Genomic DNA, 19,438 nt, shown 5'->3' with positions numbered 1-19,438 from the left:
ACCTCTTAAAATAGTATGGCTGTTTTGGATAAATTTAAAATTTGTTGCATTATTTTAATCGATTTTTGCGAAAAGGTTATAATTTTTCAATAACTAACTAATATATTTGCAGTAGAAATCCTTTAAATCAAAATTAACATGAATATAGATGCAGATGTAGTACTAGTGGGTTCTGGTATCATGAGTGCTACATTGGGGACATTTTTAAAAGAGCTAGATCCAAATACTACAATTGAAATTTTTGAAAAATTAGACACCGCATCAATTGAAAGTTCCGATGCTTGGAACAACGCCGGTACCGGACATTCCGCTTTTTGTGAATTAAATTACACACCAGAAAAAAGCGATGGAAGTGTTGACATTTCCAAGGCTGTTAAAATAGCCGAACAATTTGAAGTTTCCAGACAGTTCTGGGCTTATTTAGTCAAAAAAAACTTAGTTGCTTCTCCTGAAAATTTTATTAGAACAACCCTCATGTTAGTTTCGTATGGGGAGAAGATAATGTGAATTTTCTAAAGAAAAGACATGAAAAATTAACAGAGAATAACCTTTTCAAAGGAATGAAATTCTCTACAGCTGCAGATGAAATTAAATCTTGGATACCACTGGTAATGGAGGGTAGAAAAGAAGATGAGAAAATTGCAGCAACTTACATGGACAGGGGAACAGATGTGAATTTCGGAAATCTTACTCGTGCCTTGTTTGAATACCTTAAAGCGCAGTCAGGCGTTAAAATGCATCTGAAACATGAAGTATTGAATCTGGATAAAACCAAAGAAGGAACCTGGACTGTTGAAGTAAAAGATCTGAATTCCGGTAAGAAACGAAAAGTAACCGCAAAATTTGTGTTTTTAGGAGCCGGAGGAGGAGCCTTACCTTTATTAGAGAAATCTAATATTGAAGAAGGAAAAGGTTTCGGAGGTTTTCCGGTAAGCGGTCAATGGTTGCGTTGTACAAATCCGGAAGTGATCGAAAAACACCATGCAAAAGTATACGGAAAAGCAGCTGTTGGCGCTCCGCCAATGTCAGTTCCGCATTTAGATACGCGCATGATAGACGGGAAACAAGAGCTGTTGTTCGGACCGTATGCCGGATTTACGACTAAATTTCTGAAAAACGGTTCTTATAGCGATTTATTCAAATCGATCCGAACAAGTAATATTTCTCCGATGCTGGGAGCCGGAATGAAAAATATTCCTTTGACTAAATATCTTATCGGACAGGTAACTCAATCGCAGGAAGACAGGGTAGAAGCCTTGAGAGAATATTTTCCTAAAGCTGACGGGAAAGACTGGATGTTACAGGAAGCAGGAGTTCGGGTTCAGATTATTAAGAAAGATACAAACGGAAAAGGTATTCTTCAATTCGGAACAGAGATTGTAAGTGCGGCCGATTGTTCTATCGCAGCTTTGTTAGGAGCTTCGCCGGGAGCTTCCACAACAGTTTCGATTATGCTGGAATTACTGGATCGCTGTTTCGCCGAAAAAATGAAAACAGAGGAATGGCAAACTAAAATAAAAGAGATGATTCCTTCCTATGGACAATCGCTCAACAATAGTACGGAGCTTTTTGAAAAAGTAAGGAGTATGACCTCAGAAATATTAAAATTAGAAGCGTAAAAGTGGGATTTTCCCACTTTTGCTTTTTTAAATTTGTTACTTAAAACAGAAATAATGGCCAGAGTTTTAGCTTTAGATTACGGAACGAAAAGAATAGGAGTTGCAGTTACTGATGAATTACAGATCATAGCATCCGGTTTGACGACCGTGACAACAGAAACAATTTTTACTTTTTTAAAGGACTATTTTGAAAAAGAAAAAGTCGAAACGGTTATTATTGGAGAACCCAAGCAAATGGACGGAACACCTTCACAAAGTGCTGAAGCAATTCTAAAATTCAGTACAAAGTTTCAAAAAGAGTTTCCCCAGATTCCGTTGGTAAAAATAGATGAACGCTTCACATCAAAAATGGCTTTCCAGACTATGATTGATAGCGGGCTGAAAAAGAAGCAGAGACAGAACAAAGGCTTGATTGATGAGATTTCCGCAGTTATTTTATTACAAGATTATCTAAAGTATAAAAGTTAATAAAATATATTTTTTTTAAAGAAATAATCTTTTTATATTAGAATTTTAAAACAAAATGTTAATGAAAGAAGTTTTAGATTCTAAAGATTTACAAATCTTAGAAATACTGCAAAATGACTCAACGCTGCCCATAAAAGAGATCGGTGAACAAATAGGACTTTCTTTTACGCCTACTTATGAACGCATTAAAAACTTGGAACGCAAAGGAATCATCAAAAAATATGTAGCACTAATTGACCGTATGAAAATAGGTCTGGAAATCGTAGTGTATTGTAATGTTACTTTAAAGGAACAATCCAAACAAGCCTTAATGGATTTTGAAAACACGGCTGCTTCTATTCCCGAAATTCAGGAATTGATCAGTTTGTCAGGAACATACGATTACATGCTCAAAATAGTGTCTACCGATATTACAACATACAATAATTTCGTTGTTAATGTAGTATCGAATATTCCTAACATAGGACAATACCATAGTAGCATTGTCCTGAATGAGATCAAAAAAGAAACGATGTTCAAACTTCCTAAAGCCAATAAATAGTATTAAACAACTTTACTCCTCACAGCATAGAAGGCCGATTTAATTTCATCCAAGCATAGATTTCCTATGCTGCCTTCGTGTGTGTGATGTAAATTTGTTTCAGGCTCATATGTGTTATTTTCAATTTCCAAACCAATTTTCTTATAGGCTTCTCTGAACGACATGCCGTTTAAAACTTCTTGGTTTACGTTTTCTACGCTAAATAAGTATTTGTATTTTTCGTCATCCAAAATATTGTCTTTAATGATGATATGGTTCAGCATGAATTGACAAATCGATAAGCAGTCTTTCAACGCTTCAATTCCGGGAAATAAACATTCTTTGGTCAATTGCCAGTCTCTATGGTAACCTGATGGTAAATTGTTCGTTAAAAGCGCTAATTCGTTTGGAATGGCTTGAATTCGGTTGCATTTTGCACGAATCAATTCAAATACATCCGGATTTTTTTTGTGAGGCATAATACTGCTTCCGGTGGTTAACGAATCAGGGAAGGATAGAAAGCCAAAGTTTTGGTTCATATACAAACAAACGTCATACGAAAATTTACTCAGCGTAGCCGCAATACTAGATAATGCCACGGCAACAGCTTTTTCCGATTTTCCGCGTGTCATTTGCGCATAAACCACATTGTAATTCAAATCGGCAAAATTGAGTAATTCAGTCGTCATTTTTCGATTTAGCGGAAAAGACGAACCATAACCCGCACCGGAACCTAACGGATTTTTATTGGTCACATTATAAGCGGCAACTAAAAATTCCATATCGTCAGTTAAAGCTTCGGCATAAGCACTAAACCATAAACCAAATGACGATGGCATGGCAATTTGCAAATGTGTATAACCGGGTAAAAGTACTTTTTTATATTGGTCACTCAACGCAATCAATTGTTCGAATAAGTTGGTTGTAAGTTGGGCGACTTCGCCTAATTCGTGTTTTAAAAACAATTTTAAATCAGTTAAAACCTGATCATTTCTCGAACGGCCACTGTGAATTTTCTTTCCGATTTCGCCAATGCGTTGCGTTAGCATAAATTCAATTTGCGAATGAATATCTTCAATTCCTTCTTCAATTTGGAATTTGCCCAATTCAATTTCGCCTAAAATCGTGTTGAGTTCCTTTTCTAAAATAATCCATTCTTCATCTGAAATCAACCCGATGCTGTTGAGCATTTTAGTATGTGCCAATGAACCTAAAACGTCAAATTCAGCCAATAACATATCAAAATCGGTATCATTACCTACGGTAAATTTTTCGATAATGGCAGCATGATCTAAGTTTTCCGTTGATTTTTTTTGCCAAATTTTATTTCCCATTGTTATAAAATTTTTGAAAGTATGTTGATGTAAATGGATATTCCGTCTTTAATTTCGTCCAAAAAAATGTATTCGTCAGCGCTATGCGAACGTGTCGATAATCCTGGTCCCATTTTTAAAGAAGCACAAGGAATTACCGCCTGGTCAGATGAAGTAGGAGAACCGTATGTTTTTCGTCCGTAAGTAATTCCGGCTTGAACAAACGGATGTTCCAAAGGAATAGAAGACGAATTTAATCGCAACGACCTTGGTGTAGCTTCACTTTTTACGTGTTGTTGTATGATTTCGTAAACTTCTGTATTCGAATAGTTTTCTGTAGTGCGCACGTCAACGGTAAACTGGCATTTGTCGGGAACTACATTGTGTTGTTCTCCGGCATGAATCACAGTAACCGTCATTTTTACTTCGCCTAATAATTCCGATTTTTTAGGAAACGAATACGATCTGAACCACAAAATATCGTCTACAGCATTTAGTAAAGCATTGTCGTTATTAGGATGTGCCGCGTGCGATGGTGTTCCTTTGGCTAAACAATCTAAAACTAATAATCCTTTTTCGGCAATGGCCAAATGCATTTCCGTTGGTTCACCTACAATCGCAAATTCAATAGCACCCAATTTGGAATAAATAGATTCGACACCGTTAACTCCGGAAATTTCTTCTTCTGCAGTAGCGGTCATCACTAAATTATAGTTGAGGTTTTCTTTGTCGTAGAAATAGACAAAAGTAGCTAAGAGCGAAACTAGTGCGCCTCCGGCATCATTACTACCTAATCCAAATAATTTTCCGTCTTTTTCAATAGGTTCAAACGGATTTAAAGTATAGCTTTTATTTGGTTTTACGGTATCGTGATGCGAATTCAACAAAATGGTTGGCTTGCTTTTATCGTAAAATTTGTTGTAAGCCCAAATGTTATTTTGTTCTCTGTGATATGGAATTTGGTGTTGTTTAAAAAAATCTTCAATCAACAAAGCGGTTTGATCTTCTTCTTTACTGAACGATTGCGTAGCAATTAATTTTTTTAGTAAATCTAAAGCGTTTTGGTATAAAATATTATGTTGTTCCGTTTGTAATTCGAGTACCTTCATACGAGTTTTTATTTAAGAGCGAAAGTATCGCATCTTCTTTAATTATAAATACATTCCTGACTCCTTTTTCAATAGCGGTAAAAGCATTTTGTAATTTGGGTAACATGCCTTTGTTGATGATTCCTTTTTCTTTGAGTTCCAAAAAATAGTCATAATTGATTTCCGGAATAAAAGAATTGTCATCTTCAAGATTAATCAAAACCCCTTTTTTTTCGAAGGAGTAAATCAAATTTACATCATATTTTTCAGAAAGTGAAACCGCTAATGATTGCGCAATAGTATCGGCATTAGTGTTTAATAACTGACCGTTTGCATCGTGAGTTATTGCACAGAAAACGGGGACAAGTGCATTATTTAAAAGGATTTCGATGAATTCCGTATTGATACTTTTTTCGGTCATGTCGCCTACGAAACCGAAATCTATCGGTTCAGTGGGACGTTTAACGGTTTGAATTGCATTTCCATCAGCACCCGATAACCCGATTGCATTACAACCTGATTTTTGCAATTGGGCAACCATATTTTTATTGATGTAACCGGCATACACCATCGTTGCAATTTTTAAGGTTTCAGCATCCGTAATGCGTTTTCCATCAATCATTTGTTGCGGAATGTGTAAACCTTCAGCCATTTTAGTAGCCAATTTTCCACCGCCGTGTACCAAGATTTTTAGCCCTTTTACCTGAGCAAAATCGGTCAGGAATTGGGCTAAAGTATCCGGATTGTCAATGACATTTCCACCTATTTTTATGATGTTAATTTGTTTTGTACTCATAATTGTTCCAAAATTTTCTTGAAAACAACTTGTGCCGAATAGATTCTGTTTTTGGCTTGTTCATAAATTAATGAATTTTCGCTATCCAAAACAGCATCACTTACTTCAACATTTCGTCTTACCGGAAGGCAATGCATAATTTTTGCACTATTGGTAACCGCTAATTTTTCAGGCGTTAGCATCCAATCTTCTTTCGTAGGAAGCACTTGTCCATAATCGGTAAAAGAAGACCAGTTTTTCACGTAAACGAAGTCGGCATCTTTCAAGGCTTCTTCCTGATTAGTTGTTACCACAGCATTTTGAGTGTATTTTTCATCTAGTTCATACCCTTTAGGATGTGTTATAACGAAATCTACATCGCTTGCCTGCATCCATTCGCTAAAAGAATTGGCAACAGCATGCGGAATCGATTTAATGTGCGGAGCCCAAGTCAACACTACTTTTGGTTTCGGTTTTGTTACCGGATGTTCGGCAATGGTAATACAATCGGCTAAACTTTGTAACGGATGTAAAGTTGCAGATTCTAACGAAACTACCGGAACAGTAGCGTATTTCATGAATAAACTCAAGGTTTTTTCTTGGATGTCTTCTTCTTTATTTTTTAATCCGGCAAAACAACGAATGCCAATGATATCGCAATATTCGCTTAAAACACGTGCGGCATCTTTAATGTGTTCTACCGTTGTACCGTTCATGATAGCTCCTTCTTCAAATTCCCAATTCCAAGCATCTTGTCCGGCATTTAAAACCATAACTTCCATTCCTAAGTTTTGAGCCGCTTTCTGCGAACTCATCCTCGTACGCAAACTTGAATTTAAAAAGACTAAACCTATAGTTTTTCCTTTGCCTAAAGTTTCAAATGCGAATGGATCTTTTTTTAAAGCTAAGGCTTCGTTTACCAATTCGTTTAAATTGGTTATATCCTTAACTGAAATAAATTGTTTCATTTTTTATGGTTATAAATTATTTTTAAAATTATGCGTTAACTGCTGTTAGTGCTTCAAAAGCTGTAACAAATGCATCAATTTCTGTTTTACTGATATTCAAAGCCGGAAGAATACGAAGCGTATTGGGGTTCGAAGCATTTCCGGTTAACATTTTGTATTCGTCTAATAGTTTTTTACGAATTGGCGCACAAGGCGATTTCAATTCGATGCCAATCATTAAACCTTGGTAACGAATTTCCTGAATAGCACTGTTGTCTTTTAATTGGGCAACCAAATAATCACCCATTTCAGCAGCGTTTTCAATTACGTTTTCGTCTTCCATGATTTCTAAAACTGCCAAAGAAGCAGCACAAGCCAAATAATTTCCGCCGAAAGTTGTACCCAGCATACCATATTTTGCTTGGATTGAAGGAGCAATTAATACGCCACCAACAGGGAAGCCATTACCCATTCCTTTAGCTACGGTAATCACATCGGGTGTAACATTAGCAAATTGGTGTGCAAAGAATTTTCCGGTTCTTCCGTAACCCGATTGGATTTCGTCGCAAATAAAAACAGCACCAAATTCGGTACAAAGCGTTCTTATTTTTTGCATAAAAGCTGTAGTCGGAATTTGAACGCCACCCACACCTTGAATTCCTTCGATAATTACTGCGGCAATTTCATGTTGTTGGAAAGCTTCTGCTAAAGCGTTTTCATCGTTGAATGGCAGTAAAATAAAATTATCCGATTCGTTTACCGGAGCCACAATACTAGGGTTATCCGTTGCGGCAACAACAGCCGAAGTTCTTCCGTGAAAAGCTTTTGAAAAGTAAATTACTTTTTTTCTTCCGGTGTGGAAAGAAGCTAGTTTTAATGCATTTTCATTGGCTTCCGCACCGGAATTGCACATGAAGAAATTGTACTCCTCGTAACCGCTCAATTGTCCTAATTTTTCAGCCAATTGGTTTTGAATCGGGATTTGAACCGAATTCGAATAAAAACCGATGTTTTGCAATTGTTCGGTGATTCTTTTTACATAATGCGGATGCGAATGACCCACTGAAATAACAGCGTGACCCCCATATAAATCTAAATATTTTGTTCCGTTTTCGTCCCAAAGATAGCTTCCTGAAGCTTTTACAGGTGTTACATCAAATAACGGATAAACATCAAATAATTTCATTGTTCAAAAATTTAAAAAGCGTTTGCTTTAAGTTGTAATCCGGTGTTTTCTTCCCAACCCATCATCAAATTCATGTTTTGAATCGCTTGTCCGGAAGCACCTTTTAATAAATTATCTATAGCCGAGTGCACTACTATAAAATCGTCTTGTTTTTCGATGTGTACCAAAGCTTTATTCGTATTCACTACTTGTTTTAAATCAATCCTATTTTTAGAAACCGTAACAAAAGCGGCATCCGCATAAAACGATTCGTATAACGCATACAATTCGTCCAAACTCAACGTTGTTTTAATCGTTGAACTCGTGTAAATTCCACGAGTAAAATCGCCACGCCAAGGCACAAACTGAATGCTCACTTCGTTGTTGTAACTGTTCAGCGTTTTTTTAATTTCGCCCAAATGTTGATGCGTTAAGGTTTTATAAGCCGAAATATTATTGGCTCTCCAACTAAAATGAGAAGTAGGCGAAAGCGATTGTCCCGCTCCGGTTGAACCTGTAATTCCTGTGGTATAGACTTCTTTCAACACATTTTTTTGTGCCAAGGGTAATAGCGCCAACTGAATGGCAGTGGCAAAACAACCCGGATTAGCAATATATTGCGCTTTTTGAATGGCTTCTTTTTGAAATTCCGGCAAACCATACACAAATTCGCCCGATTCGAAAGCGCCTTCCAAACGGAAATCATTTCCTAAATCGATGATTTTAGTGTTCGCATCTAATGTGTTTTTTTGCAACCAATTTTTACTTTCTTTATGTGGTAAACACAAAAAAAGAACATCGGTTTTTTCAACAGCATCCGTGAATTTTAAATTGGTTTCACCCCATAAATCCGTGTGAATTTCCGAAACTGGTTTTCCACTATAGGTACGACTCAAAGCAAATTGCAATTTCACTTTGGGATGAATTTGTAATAATCGAATCAATTCTCCGCCCGTATAGCCGGCTGCGCCTATAATTCCAACTGTAACCATATTAGATTTCTAAAGGTTTTGCTTCTTTGTTTACTTGGTAATAAATAGAAAGTGAGTTGCTTACGATTTTGGAAAATCCTTTTACGTCTTCTCCGGTCCAAGCATTGTTCATTTCGCCATAGCTACCAAATTTAGAAGCCATCAAATCGTGTTCCGACTCAATTCCGTTTAAGATAAATCGGTAGGGTAAAAGTGTTACGTAAACTGTTCCGCTTACCATTTTTTGAGAGCTTTGTAAAAAAGCTTCGATATCGCGCATGGCAGGATCAAGGAATAAACCTTCGTGCAACCAACTGCCATACCATTCTGATAATTGTGCTTTCATACTCAATTGGAATTTAGAAAGCGTATGTTTTTCTAATAAATGATGTGCTTTTAACGTAATTAAAGCCGAAGCTGCTTCAAAGCCTACACGACCTTTAATTCCGATAATCGTATCGCCCACATGAATATCACGACCAATAGCAAACGGAGCGGCTATTTTTTCTAAATGTTGAATAGCTTCCGATGGATGTGCAAATGAAATTTCGTTAACACTAACTAATTCGCCTTGGTTAAAAGTCAAACTGATTTTTTCAGCTTCTGTTTTTTCTAATGGAGAAGGGAAAGCATCTTCCGGTAAATATTCGTGAGAAGTCAGCGTTTCTTTTCCACCCACAGAAGTTCCCCAAAGCCCTTTGTTGATTGAGTACAAAGCTTTTTCGAAATTCATTTCCACGCCATGTTCTTTTAAGAATTCGATTTCGGCTTCACGCGATAATTTTAAATCACGAATTGGTGTAATGATTTCAATTTGCGGACAAATTACCGAGAAAATCACATCAAAACGGACTTGGTCATTTCCTGCTCCGGTACTTCCATGTGCTACAGCATCGGCATTAATTTGTAACGCATAATTAGCAATACTTGTCGCCTGAATGGTTCTTTCGGCACTAACCGATAACGGATAGGTGTTATTTTTTAAAACATTACCGAAAACCAAATATTTAATGCAACTGTCGTAGTAGCTTTTTACAGCATCGACACAATGGTAAGAGTCAACGCCTAAAGCTAATGCTCGGGTTTTGATTTGTTGGATTTCTTCATCTGAAAAACCACCTGTATTTACGGTTACTGCGTGAACTTCATATCCTAAAGTTTTGGTTAAATAAATAGCACAAAATGAAGTGTCTAATCCTCCGCTAAATGCTAATACTACCTTTTTTTTCATTTTAAATTTTGATTTTCAATTGTTAAAAAAATAATCCTACGCCTTTGTTTCTAAACTTTACAGTTAAAATCTTGAGCAAAGAGTGTTTCTTTTTCATGTTCTTTAAACGCTCTTTTGCTTTTGACTTTTGTTCTATTTTTAAACGTTTTTCTTTTTCCTTTTCTATCGGATCCCAGAGCATAGCAGTACACATACAGTTCTTTCGTTCTTTACTCTTTAGTATTTCGAAATTCACACAGGAAGTGCAGCCTTTCCAAAAATCTTCATCTTGGGTAAGTTCTGAATATGGTACAGGTTCGTAACCTAAATCACTGTTGATTTTCATTACCGCTAATCCGGTGGTTAAACCAAAGATTTTTGAATTCGGGTATTGGGTTCTGGAAAGATTAAAAATGGCTTGCTTAATCTTTTTGGCTAAGCCAAACTGGCGGTATTCAGGAGATACAATTAAACCGGAATTGGCCACAAATTTTTCATGGCTCCACGTTTCTATATAACAAAATCCTGCCCAATCACCGTTTTCTGTAAGTGCAATAATGGCGTTTCCCTGCAACATTTTTTTTTCTAAATATTCGGGTGAACGTTTTGCAATGCCGGTACCCCTCACTTTTGCGGAGGCTTCCATTTCGTTACAAATAGCTTCTGCATATTGTATATGCTTTTCAGAGGCTTGTTCAATTTTAAATACCATAGAGTTCTAATCCAAATATGTGGACAAATATAGATACAAAATTTGTATGAAATATTAGTTTAAGGATAAATTAACCTGTAAAAACATCAATTTGGATAAAAAATATTTTTTGTAATAACATTTTAGATAATTTATCTTTTTAGTGGGTAAAAATTCTATCAAAACATATAATTTAATTGTGTAATTTTGCGGTGAAAAATAAAAAAGCACATGATTTTACCAATTTATGGATATGGAGAGCCTGTTTTACGTAAAGTAGGAGAAGATATTTCGAAAGATTATCCTAATTTAAAACAGACAATTGCTAATATGTATGAAACAATGTATAATGCGCATGGAGTAGGATTGGCGGCTCCGCAAGTAGGCTTGTCTATTCGTTTGTTTGTTATTGATGCAAGACCGTTTGCTGAAGGAGATGATGTTTCTAAAGAAGAAGCTGCTCTGTTGAATGACTTTAAAAAAACTTTTATTAATGCAAGGATAGTAAAAGAGGAAGGTGAAGTTTGGGGATTCAATGAAGGCTGTCTGAGTATTCCGGATGTCAGAGAAGATGTTTTTCGTCATGATAAAATCACTATAGAATATTATGATGAAGATTTCAATAAAAAAACAGAGGAGTACGATGGGTTGATTGCTCGTGTCATTCAGCACGAATACGATCATATTGACGGAATATTATTTACAGACCATTTGTCTAGCCTTAAAAAGAAATTGATAGGTAAAAGACTTCAAAATATAATGGAAGGTAAAGCACGTCCGGATTATAAAATGAAATTTGCGAACAAAAAAGGGAAATAATAAGTGTGTCGTTAGTTTATAGCGAATAAGGATTAGTTTTTTTCAGCTTTTTGACTTTGAACTTTCGACTTTGAACTATATATTTGCCAACCTTAATTAAAAACAAGATTATGAGTATTCAAAAGATATTGGCTATATCAGGGAAACCGGGATTATATGAACTGAAGTTACAAACTCGTACAGGTTTTGTAGCGGAGTCTTTATTAGACGGCAAAAAAATTACTGTTGGTATGAGAAGCAACGTAAGTTTATTATCAGAGATTGCTGTTTATACCTATAGTGAAGAAATCCGTTTGAGCGAAGTGTTTAAAGCAGTTGCTACAAAAGAAAATGACGGTCCGGCGATGTCGCACAAAGAAAGTGAAGCTGATTTGAGAGACTATTTCAGAGAGGTACTTCCTGAATTTGATGAAGACCGTGTATATACTTCTGATATAAAGAAGATACTGAACTGGTATAATATTTTACAGCCTAAAGGATTGGTGACTGTAGAAGCCTTGACTGAGGAAGAGAATCAGGAAGAAGAAAAAGCAGCAGAATAAATTTCAGAGCATAAAATAAAAAATCCTACGTTTTTCCACGTGGGATTTTTTATTTTTATACATCAAATTAAACAGTAACAGAAATGAACACACGCCAACAACAATTGGAAGCCTTTAACAGGTTATTGGATATCATGGACGATTTGCGCGAAAAATGTCCTTGGGACAAAAAGCAAACCCTACAAAGTTTACGTCATTTAACGATTGAAGAAACGTATGAACTGGGTGATGCTATTTTGGATAATGATCTTGAAGAAGTTAAAAAAGAGTTGGGTGATGTTTTGCTGCATATCGTTTTTTATTCAAAAATAGGAAGTGAAACTAATGCTTTTGATATTGCTGATGTTGCCAACTCAATTTGCGATAAATTAATTGACCGACATCCTCATATTTACGGAGATGTGGTGGTAGAAAATGAGGAACAAGTAAAACAAAACTGGGAAAAATTGAAACTGAAAGAAGGCAAAAAATCAGTTTTAGAAGGCGTTCCTAAAAGCTTGCCGGCTTTGGTAAAAGCCAGTCGCGTTCAGGATAAAGTAAAAGGCGTAGGCTTTGACTGGGAAGAACCGCATCAGGTTTGGGATAAAGTTCAGGAAGAATTACAAGAATTGCAGGATGAGGTAAAAGAAGGAAATCAGGATAAAATAGAAGCTGAATTTGGAGATGTGTTGTTCTCTATGATCAATTATGCCCGATTTTTAAAAGTGAATCCTGAAGATGCACTGGAACGAACCAATAAAAAATTCATTAAGCGATTCCAATATTTGGAAAGCAAAGCTGCCGAATTAGGGAAACCTTTAGCGGATATGACCTTAGCTGAAATGGATGTATTTTGGGAAGAAGCGAAGCGCTTACCAAAATAAGGAATTGGAAAATCTATGATTTTCAAATATTCGAAAGGGAAGAAGCGAAGCGCTTACCAAAATAAGGAATTGGAAGATCTATGATTTTCAAATACTCCAAAAGGAAGAAGTGAAGCGATTATGATTACCGATTTAACTAAATTCATATAAACAAAACAGTTAAACCATGGCACAGATTAACCCTCATATTAATTTCAATGGAAATGCAGAAGAAGCCTTTATATTTTACCAATCGGTTTTTGGTGGAGAGTTTGCAAAAATTATCCGTTTCAAAGATATTTCAAGTCCGGAATTCCCGGTTTCAGAAAAAGAGGCAAATAAAATAATGCACATAGCATTACCCATTGGGGAAAATTTTTTAATAGCAAATGATGTCCCGGAAAGTATGGGGCGAACAAACGAAAATGAAAATAGAAGTAAAATTTCGATAACTACTGAAAGTAAAGAAGAAGCACTCAGATTATTTAAAGGACTTTCGGCTGGCGGACAAATTGAAGTGCCTATGGAGGAAAGCTCTTTAGGAGCTTGTTTTGGTATGTTTAGAGACCAATACGGTATTGAATGGATAGTGAATTTTGATCCTAATGATAAAGGATAAAGAACCGATTCATGATAAAAATTTTAAAACTTCATTTTACTATTTACATAAGAATAAAGATTAATTTTACAACCCAATTAAAAAATAATACTATTTTATGGCATCAGGTATTTTTGCGATTTTAGATGATATTGCGTCTTTGATGGACGATGTAGCAATGAGCAGTAAAATTGCAACCGAAAAAACAGCAGGTATTTTAGGTGATGATTTAGCAGTAAATGCAGAGAAGGCAACAGGTTTTGTTTCGTCAAGAGAATTGCCGGTACTTTGGGCGATCACTAAAGGTTCATTACTGAATAAAATGATCATTATACCGATCGCTTTAGTATTGAATTACTTTTTTCCGATAGCAATTAAAGTCATTTTAGTTTTCGGAGGGTTATATCTGGCTTTTGAAGGAGTAGAAAAGATCATTGAATATCTTTTTCATCGCTCAGAAACAGTGGTCGAAGCCCAATCGGATGAAAATATCGATAATGGATTAGAGGCGGAAAAAGTAAAAGTAAAATCAGCCATTACAACCGATTTTATTTTGTCTATTGAGATCGTTATAATAGCCTTAGGAACAGTTTTAGACAAAAGCATAGGAACACAGATTATAACGGTTACTATTGTTTCTTTTTTAGCAACTGTGGGAGTATACGGAATAGTAGCATTGATCGTAAGAATGGATGATGCCGGTTTTAAACTGTTGAAACGTTCCAACAATAGAAAAGGTTTTTTGTCAAGTCTAGGACAATTTTTAATAAAAGCCTTACCGGTTGTGATCCGGTTACTGGGAGTTATCGGGACAGTAGCTCTTATTTTGGTTTCCGGAGGAATCTTGGTACACAATATAGATTATTTACACCATTTGTTTCCGCAAGTACCTTCTATAATCAAAGAAATAGTTTCTGGTTTAATAGCCGGAGTTTTAGTAGTTTTTGTAGTGAAGACTTTCGGTAAACTACTTACTGTTTTTAAGAAAAAATAACATACTTTAAACTATATAAAAAAACCGAAGATATACTTCGGTTTTTTTTAGTTCTGTATAATTTATTTATCATCTCTGATATAAGGTTTAAAGATCAGGCGGAGTGACGAATTTTTATTAAAATAGGCCGCCGTCCAGTTCACAAAAACATGAATTCGGTTACGCATTCCCATGATGAACAATAAGTGAAGTAACATCCAGGTTAGCCAGGCAATAAAGCCTCCGAATTTTATTTTCGGTAAATCCACAACTGCTTTACTACGTCCTACGGTTGCCATACTTCCTTTGTCTTTGTATTGAAAAGGTTTTAACTTTTTGTCATGTAGTAGTTTTTCAAAATTATGTGCCAGATTACCTGCTTGATGGATAGCAACATTGGCTAACTGAGGATGACCATGAGGAAATTTTTTGGTTTCCATGTAAGAAATGTCACCTATAGCATAGATGTTTTCATAACCTTCAATCTGATGATATTCATCGACTTTAATTCGATTGCCTCTTACCTTAATTGCTTTGTCAATACCTTCAGGATAGTTTCCGGCGACACCGGCTGCCCAGATCAACAAGCGGGAACGTATTTTAGTACCGTCAGCTAATTCTACCCATTTTCCGTCATAATCTTTTACCTGAGTCTTTAGCATAACATTAACGCCCATTTCCGTTAAGTATTTTTCAGCTTTTTTAGACGAGAACTCAGACATAGCACCTAGTAATCTTGGTCCGGCTTCAACCAGATAAATTTTCATTCTGCTGATATCCAGATCCTGATAATCTTTTGGTAAAACATATTTTTTCATTTCCATTAGGGCACCGGCTAATTCAACCCCTGTAGGACCACCACCAACTATTACGTAGTTAGACAAACTCTCTTTGGTATCTTCGTCTTTGGTTTTGTACATATCCTCAAAATTCTGGAGAATACGCATACGAATATACATGGCTTCTACAGTACTTTTCATAGGATAAGCATGTTTTCGTATGTTTTCATTACCAAAATAATTGGTATCGGCTCCGGTGGCAAATACTAAATAGTCATATTGAAAATCGCCGATCTCTGTAATAATAGTATTCGTTTCCGGTACCACTTTCAATACGTTTGTTATACGTAATGTTACATTGCGGGAACCGTTAAAAACTTTTCGTAAAGGAAAGGAAATATTACTGGCCGCTAGGCGTGAAGTTGCAACTTGGTAAAATAGAGGCTGGAATTGGTGAAAATTATTTCGGTCAATGACCATTACTTTGTAATCAGAATCGGATAATTCTCGTGCCAGCTTTAGTCCGGCGAATCCACCGCCTACGATGATTATTTGTTTTTTCATTTTATAGTTTTAAAAATGATGAAACGTCAGTTAAACAGTAATTTTTGAGGGTGATTGTTCAGATTGTGAATAATAGAATAAAAGGAACAATCGCTCCTGAAATGTAGATGATGATACATTAGATTATTGATTTTGGGTTAATGATTGTCTTGTTTTGTAATAAAAGAGTAGAGCGTTTTATGGTATTGTTTTGATTTCAAGTATTCTATGAACAGAAAAGAGCACTTGAACGTTTTACGGAATAAAATTAATCAATTATTATTTATGAAATCAAAAAATCGTTGAATTTTTATTAACGAAAACGAAATATTAGTGTAAATACTTCAAACAGGTTTTGGAGTTTGTAAAACTCAAGTGCTCTTAATTTATTTTTTATTTGAGATGGGCTCTCAGCATCCAGGCTGTTTTTTGGTGTTTATTCATTAGACCGGTAATAAAATCACTCATTCCTTCAGCTTTGTAATCTTCGGCAAAAGGAGCAATTTTTTCTCTCAGATTGATGATAATGCTTTCGTGCGTGTTCAAAAGTTCAGCAAAATAGCTCTGACTATCATTTTTACCTTCATAGACTTCACTTAAATGCGTTAATTCCTGATATTTAGATAAATTAGCCGGAACATAATGTCCTATAATACGAATGTATTCGGCTACTTCGTCAACGGTTTCCAACTGTTCGTGGTACAGTTCATCTAAATAAGTATGAACACTATGAAAGTCAGAACCTTCAACATTCCAGTGCGCATTCAGTAATTTAGAAAATAACACAAATTCATCTGCTAAAATGGCAAATAGTTTTTCAGCAATTGCCTGACGGTTTTCGGTGGTAATTCCAATGTTCGTTTTCATATATGATTTTAATTTAAGATTATCGAAATTCATTTGAAAGTATAGTTCAAATAAAAAATAAAAGACTGTCTATAATAAAATGTTATAACAGATATTTATAGCATAAAATGTCCTCGCCTGAAATGAATCCAGTGAAGCCCTTCTTTTGAAGCAAGAGATTTCGATACAGCTAAAGATGTATTTTGGCTGTTTAAAAGAAAGGATTTTTGTTGTTGTAACGTTAGATTGGGGAAATCTAAAGTATTCATAGCTGTAAATTTTAATTAAACTTTAGTAAAAACTAAAATAGGTGGATGAATTTATTGAGCTATTTTGTTACCCAAATTTACGAAGAAATCAGCGCTTAAATAATTAACTTAGCTTAAGGTTTTGTTAAAGTTTAAATTGTTTAATTTCAATAAGTCAGATGAACACAGAAAATAAAAAACTTCCGTATTATGCAGTAATTTTTACGTCAGTCAGAACCGCTATCGATGAAGGATATGCAGAAACAGCATCCCGAATGATCGAACTGGCAGAGAGCCAACCCGGTTTTTTAGGGTTGGAAAGTGCTCGTAATGAGATCGGGATCACAGTTTCCTATTGGGAAAACCTCGAAGCTATACGAGCCTGGAAACAAAACAGCGAACACCTTTTAGCTCAGGAAAGAGGAAAAGTTTTGTGGTACGAACAGTATAAAGTAAGGATAGCTAAAGTAGAGCGGGAGTACTCATTTTAAAAATGAGTAATAAAATATAAACTTCCGATACTGATTATACTCCAGAGAATAACAGCAAAGACTAAAGGTTTACTTCCGATGGTTTTCAGGGTGCGGAGTGTTAAAGTAGAACCGATAAGGAATAAGGTCAAGGTTAATCCGGCTTTAGCTATTTGAGTGACAACAGGGGTAAAAGGATTGAGAACAGGAAAATAACTGTTCAGCAGAATGGCTAATACAAACAAACCGATGAACCATGGAATTTTGATTTTTGACGTTTGGTTCTTAAACCAGAACATAGAAAATAAAGAAACCGGAATGATCCATAAAGCCCGTGCTAGTTTAACGGTAGTGGCAATTTTTAACGCTTCGTTCCCGTACTTAGAAGCGGCTCCTACAACCGAACTGGTATCGTGTATACCAATGGCACACCACAAACCGAATTGTTCCTGTGTTAGTCCTAAAAAGTGTCCGATCACCGGATAAATAAACAAGGCAATAGAATTAAGCGTAAAGATAATAGCTAAGGACAATGAGATTTGTCGGGTATCTGATTTGATAATAGGGGAAACGGCAGCAATAGCGCTTCCGCCGCAAATGGCAGTTCCAACGGAGATCAGATAGGACAAGGAATTTTCCAGCTTAAAAATTTTACCGAAAACGTACCCCAGAATTAAAAGAACAGAAATACTCACAGCAGTTATACTAAAACCGGTTTTTCCGGCGGCTAACGCTTCGTCTATCTGTAAGCCAAAGCCTAACCCTACAATTGAGATTTGTAATAGTAAGTGTATGGCGCCGTGTAATTGTTTTTCAAACGGATTGCCTATGGCAATTGCAGTAATAAAACCCAACGCCAATGCTAAGGGCGAAGAAATGAGCGGAGTCAGACACAATAGTCCTAAGATTATAAATAACAGTTTCGTGTAGAGATGCGGTTGTGCAATGCTTTTCATCAGTTGACTTTTTGAATTTCAGAGTTCAAAAGTCTTTATTTTTATAGTACAAAACCAATCGTATTTTGTTCTAATGGATAACTAAAAGTTATAAGTAAGAAATCGCATAAAGAGCGTAATAAGTTCCGAACGTTCGCCTTTGGGTAAAATGAGTTGGAACGTACGGTTAATATTAAAGTTCTTAATATCAATTATAGAGAGTGTATGATTTTGCAATTCTTGAAAAATACTGCTGATGGATAAAAATGCCATTGCCTGAGAATGTAACAGGTAATTTTTGATGCTTTCGCTACTTCCTAAGTGCATAATGACCTGTAGTTTGTCAAGAATAATCCCTTTGTCTTGTAAATGTTTTTCGATAAATTCCTGAGTACCCGAACCTGGTTCACGAAAAACGAGTTCCATAGCATACAGGTCGTTTACTTTTAGAGTCGTATTGGCCAAAGGATGTTGCGCCTGAGCGACCAATACAATTTCATCTTTTTTAAAAGGGTGGTATTCCAGAAGAGAGGATTGTGAAGCACCTTCTATAATGCCCAGATCGATAGTGTGGTTTTCCAATAAGGAAGAAATGGTTTCGGTATTGTGCGTAAGCAGTTCAATCTGAATGTCTTTGTAATACGCATGAAAAGTAGCCAGAATTTCCGGTAAGATATAGTGTGCAACAGTGGTACTGGCACCGATTCTGAGTTTACCTTTTTGTTTTTGGTTCACCTGATGGATTTCAAATTCCAGATCGCGGTAAATACTTCTGATTTTTACGGCATAGTCGTATAAGATTTTACCGCTTTGTGTAAGTTGAATGCTCGTGCCTTTGCGGTCAAACAGTTTGGTGTTGAACTGTTGCTCGATTTCTTTGATGTGTTTGGTTACAGCAGGCTGACTGATATGCAATTCCTGTGCGGCTTTGGTAAAACTCAGCCGAGTAGCAACGGTATAAAATACTTTTAAACGGTAATCAAACATATACAAAGACTTGGATAAAGGTCAAAGGTAGGTTTTTTATAGAAAAAGGAAAACAACTGAAAACAGATCTATATTTAGTCTAAAGATTC

The 19,438-nt window shown here is 35.9% G+C and carries 20 protein-coding genes and 1 pseudogene; 9 read left to right on the top strand and 12 right to left on the bottom strand.

Going from position 1 to position 19,438, the window contains the following annotated elements; all coding sequences use genetic code 11:
* The first annotated feature begins 138 nt into the window (after window positions 1-138).
* The 3 genes and pseudogenes from DI487_RS01540 (at window position 139) to DI487_RS01530 (ending at window position 2,628) form a co-directional block, all read left to right on the top strand.
* Window positions 139-1,619, top strand: a pseudogene (locus DI487_RS01540) (malate:quinone oxidoreductase).
* 54 nt (window positions 1,620-1,673) lie between these two features.
* Window positions 1,674-2,087, top strand: coding sequence for a Holliday junction resolvase RuvX (gene ruvX, locus DI487_RS01535; RefSeq protein WP_109568090.1), 414 nt, complete (start codon window positions 1,674-1,676; stop codon window positions 2,085-2,087).
* 61 nt (window positions 2,088-2,148) lie between these two features.
* Window positions 2,149-2,628 (top strand): Lrp/AsnC family transcriptional regulator, encoded by a 480-nt coding sequence (locus DI487_RS01530; protein ID WP_109570570.1) that lies wholly within the window; start codon window positions 2,149-2,151, stop codon window positions 2,626-2,628.
* Between the two features lie 2 nt (window positions 2,629-2,630).
* On the opposite strand, the gene argH is transcribed toward DI487_RS01530, so the two are convergent.
* From argH to DI487_RS01490, 8 genes are read right to left on the bottom strand one after another with little or no spacing between them, the layout of a single operon-like run.
* A complete protein-coding gene (gene argH, locus DI487_RS01525; protein ID WP_109568089.1) occupies window positions 2,631-3,941 on the bottom strand; it encodes an argininosuccinate lyase in 1,311 nt (436 codons plus the stop codon).
* Window positions 3,942-3,943: 2 nt separating this feature from the next.
* Entirely contained in the window at window positions 3,944-5,029 is a 1,086-nt protein-coding gene (locus DI487_RS01520) for a M20 family metallo-hydrolase (protein ID WP_109568088.1), read from the bottom strand.
* On the bottom strand, window positions 4,995-5,804 hold the full coding sequence (argB, locus tag DI487_RS01515; protein ID WP_109568087.1) for an acetylglutamate kinase: 810 nt from the start codon (window positions 5,802-5,804) through the stop codon (window positions 4,995-4,997). The genes DI487_RS01520 and argB overlap by 35 nt, the downstream gene beginning before the upstream one ends.
* Complete coding sequence (locus DI487_RS01510; RefSeq protein ID WP_109568086.1) at window positions 5,801-6,751, bottom strand: N-acetylornithine carbamoyltransferase; 951 nt, start codon at window positions 6,749-6,751, stop codon at window positions 5,801-5,803. The genes argB and DI487_RS01510 overlap by 4 nt, the downstream gene beginning before the upstream one ends.
* Before the next feature lie 28 nt (window positions 6,752-6,779).
* A complete protein-coding gene (locus DI487_RS01505) occupies window positions 6,780-7,916 on the bottom strand; it encodes an aspartate aminotransferase family protein (RefSeq protein WP_109568085.1) in 1,137 nt (378 codons plus the stop codon).
* 11 nt (window positions 7,917-7,927) lie between these two features.
* Window positions 7,928-8,887: an N-acetyl-gamma-glutamyl-phosphate reductase gene (gene argC / locus DI487_RS01500; RefSeq protein WP_109568084.1), complete on the bottom strand. Its 960-nt coding sequence runs from the start codon at window positions 8,885-8,887 to the stop codon at window positions 7,928-7,930.
* A 1-nt stretch (window position 8,888) separates the two neighbouring features.
* Window positions 8,889-10,097, bottom strand: a complete 1,209-nt coding sequence (locus DI487_RS01495; protein ID WP_109568083.1) for an argininosuccinate synthase — start codon at window positions 10,095-10,097, stop codon at window positions 8,889-8,891.
* Between the two features lie 22 nt (window positions 10,098-10,119).
* Window positions 10,120-10,788: a GNAT family N-acetyltransferase gene (locus DI487_RS01490; RefSeq protein ID WP_109568082.1), complete on the bottom strand. Its 669-nt coding sequence runs from the start codon at window positions 10,786-10,788 to the stop codon at window positions 10,120-10,122.
* Between the two features lie 210 nt (window positions 10,789-10,998).
* Between DI487_RS01490 and def the strand changes: the two genes are divergently transcribed.
* The 5 genes from def (at window position 10,999) to DI487_RS01465 (ending at window position 14,562) form a co-directional block, all read left to right on the top strand.
* Entirely contained in the window at window positions 10,999-11,586 is a 588-nt protein-coding gene (gene def, locus DI487_RS01485; protein WP_109568081.1) for a peptide deformylase, read from the top strand.
* Window positions 11,587-11,696: 110 nt separating this feature from the next.
* Window positions 11,697-12,128, top strand: a complete 432-nt coding sequence (locus DI487_RS01480; RefSeq protein WP_109568080.1) for a DUF5606 family protein — start codon at window positions 11,697-11,699, stop codon at window positions 12,126-12,128.
* 83 nt (window positions 12,129-12,211) lie between these two features.
* Window positions 12,212-12,991 carry a nucleoside triphosphate pyrophosphohydrolase gene (gene mazG, locus DI487_RS01475; protein ID WP_109568079.1) on the top strand — a complete coding sequence of 260 codons (780 nt, stop codon included), beginning with the start codon at window positions 12,212-12,214 and terminating at the stop codon, window positions 12,989-12,991.
* 166 nt (window positions 12,992-13,157) lie between these two features.
* The gene (locus DI487_RS01470; protein ID WP_109568078.1) at window positions 13,158-13,589 is read left to right on the top strand and encodes a VOC family protein; all 432 of its coding nucleotides are present in this window, start codon (window positions 13,158-13,160) and stop codon (window positions 13,587-13,589) included.
* Between the two features lie 97 nt (window positions 13,590-13,686).
* Entirely contained in the window at window positions 13,687-14,562 is an 876-nt protein-coding gene (locus tag DI487_RS01465; protein ID WP_109568077.1) for a DUF808 domain-containing protein, read from the top strand.
* Window positions 14,563-14,624: 62 nt separating this feature from the next.
* On the opposite strand, the gene DI487_RS01460 is transcribed toward DI487_RS01465, so the two are convergent.
* Together DI487_RS01460 and DI487_RS01455 are read right to left on the bottom strand one after the other, a co-directional pair.
* Window positions 14,625-15,884 (bottom strand): NAD(P)/FAD-dependent oxidoreductase, encoded by a 1,260-nt coding sequence (locus DI487_RS01460; RefSeq protein ID WP_109568076.1) that lies wholly within the window; start codon window positions 15,882-15,884, stop codon window positions 14,625-14,627.
* A 372-nt stretch (window positions 15,885-16,256) separates the two neighbouring features.
* On the bottom strand, window positions 16,257-16,730 hold the full coding sequence (locus DI487_RS01455; RefSeq protein WP_109570569.1) for a Dps family protein: 474 nt from the start codon (window positions 16,728-16,730) through the stop codon (window positions 16,257-16,259).
* A gap of 406 nt (window positions 16,731-17,136) precedes the next feature.
* Here DI487_RS01455 and DI487_RS01450 point away from each other — a divergent pair, with 406 nt between their 5' ends.
* Window positions 17,137-17,448 (top strand): antibiotic biosynthesis monooxygenase family protein, encoded by a 312-nt coding sequence (locus tag DI487_RS01450; RefSeq protein ID WP_109568075.1) that lies wholly within the window; start codon window positions 17,137-17,139, stop codon window positions 17,446-17,448.
* Here the strand turns inward: DI487_RS01450 and DI487_RS01445 are convergent.
* Together DI487_RS01445 and DI487_RS01440 are read right to left on the bottom strand one after the other, a co-directional pair.
* Window positions 17,445-18,383, bottom strand: coding sequence for a YeiH family protein (locus DI487_RS01445; protein WP_109568074.1), 939 nt, complete (start codon window positions 18,381-18,383; stop codon window positions 17,445-17,447). The genes DI487_RS01450 and DI487_RS01445 overlap by 4 nt on opposite strands.
* Window positions 18,384-18,464: 81 nt before the next feature.
* The gene (locus tag DI487_RS01440) at window positions 18,465-19,349 is read right to left on the bottom strand and encodes a LysR family transcriptional regulator (protein ID WP_109568073.1); all 885 of its coding nucleotides are present in this window, start codon (window positions 19,347-19,349) and stop codon (window positions 18,465-18,467) included.
* Between the last annotated feature and the right edge of the window lie 89 nt (window positions 19,350-19,438).

It is taken from the genome of Flavobacterium sediminis (assembly GCF_003148385.1).
In the GTDB taxonomy this organism is placed as follows: Bacteria; Bacteroidota; Bacteroidia; order Flavobacteriales; family Flavobacteriaceae; genus Flavobacterium; species Flavobacterium sediminis.
This window is presented reverse-complemented; position numbering and strand designations above follow the sequence as displayed.

Excerpts from the sequence above, each read along its gene's own strand:
- ruvX (WP_109568090.1), top strand. The coding sequence starts at position 1,674 with ATGGCCAGAGTTTTAGCTTTAGATTACGGAACGAAAAGAATAGGAGTT.
- DI487_RS01530 (WP_109570570.1), top strand. The coding sequence starts at position 2,149 with ATGAAAGAAGTTTTAGATTCTAAAGATTTACAAATCTTAGAAATACTG.
- argH (WP_109568089.1), bottom strand. The coding sequence starts at position 3,941 with ATGGGAAATAAAATTTGGCAAAAAAAATCAACGGAAAACTTAGATCAT.
- DI487_RS01520 (WP_109568088.1), bottom strand. The coding sequence starts at position 5,029 with ATGAAGGTACTCGAATTACAAACGGAACAACATAATATTTTATACCAA.
- argB (WP_109568087.1), bottom strand. The coding sequence starts at position 5,804 with ATGAGTACAAAACAAATTAACATCATAAAAATAGGTGGAAATGTCATT.
- DI487_RS01510 (WP_109568086.1), bottom strand. The coding sequence starts at position 6,751 with ATGAAACAATTTATTTCAGTTAAGGATATAACCAATTTAAACGAATTG.
- DI487_RS01505 (WP_109568085.1), bottom strand. The coding sequence starts at position 7,916 with ATGAAATTATTTGATGTTTATCCGTTATTTGATGTAACACCTGTAAAA.
- argC (WP_109568084.1), bottom strand. The coding sequence starts at position 8,887 with ATGGTTACAGTTGGAATTATAGGCGCAGCCGGCTATACGGGCGGAGAA.
- DI487_RS01495 (WP_109568083.1), bottom strand. The coding sequence starts at position 10,097 with ATGAAAAAAAAGGTAGTATTAGCATTTAGCGGAGGATTAGACACTTCA.
- DI487_RS01490 (WP_109568082.1), bottom strand. The coding sequence starts at position 10,788 with ATGGTATTTAAAATTGAACAAGCCTCTGAAAAGCATATACAATATGCA.
- def (WP_109568081.1), top strand. The coding sequence starts at position 10,999 with ATGATTTTACCAATTTATGGATATGGAGAGCCTGTTTTACGTAAAGTA.
- DI487_RS01480 (WP_109568080.1), top strand. The coding sequence starts at position 11,697 with ATGAGTATTCAAAAGATATTGGCTATATCAGGGAAACCGGGATTATAT.
- mazG (WP_109568079.1), top strand. The coding sequence starts at position 12,212 with ATGAACACACGCCAACAACAATTGGAAGCCTTTAACAGGTTATTGGAT.
- DI487_RS01470 (WP_109568078.1), top strand. The coding sequence starts at position 13,158 with ATGGCACAGATTAACCCTCATATTAATTTCAATGGAAATGCAGAAGAA.
- DI487_RS01465 (WP_109568077.1), top strand. The coding sequence starts at position 13,687 with ATGGCATCAGGTATTTTTGCGATTTTAGATGATATTGCGTCTTTGATG.
- DI487_RS01460 (WP_109568076.1), bottom strand. The coding sequence starts at position 15,884 with ATGAAAAAACAAATAATCATCGTAGGCGGTGGATTCGCCGGACTAAAG.
- DI487_RS01455 (WP_109570569.1), bottom strand. The coding sequence starts at position 16,730 with ATGAAAACGAACATTGGAATTACCACCGAAAACCGTCAGGCAATTGCT.
- DI487_RS01450 (WP_109568075.1), top strand. The coding sequence starts at position 17,137 with ATGAACACAGAAAATAAAAAACTTCCGTATTATGCAGTAATTTTTACG.
- DI487_RS01445 (WP_109568074.1), bottom strand. The coding sequence starts at position 18,383 with ATGAAAAGCATTGCACAACCGCATCTCTACACGAAACTGTTATTTATA.
- DI487_RS01440 (WP_109568073.1), bottom strand. The coding sequence starts at position 19,349 with ATGTTTGATTACCGTTTAAAAGTATTTTATACCGTTGCTACTCGGCTG.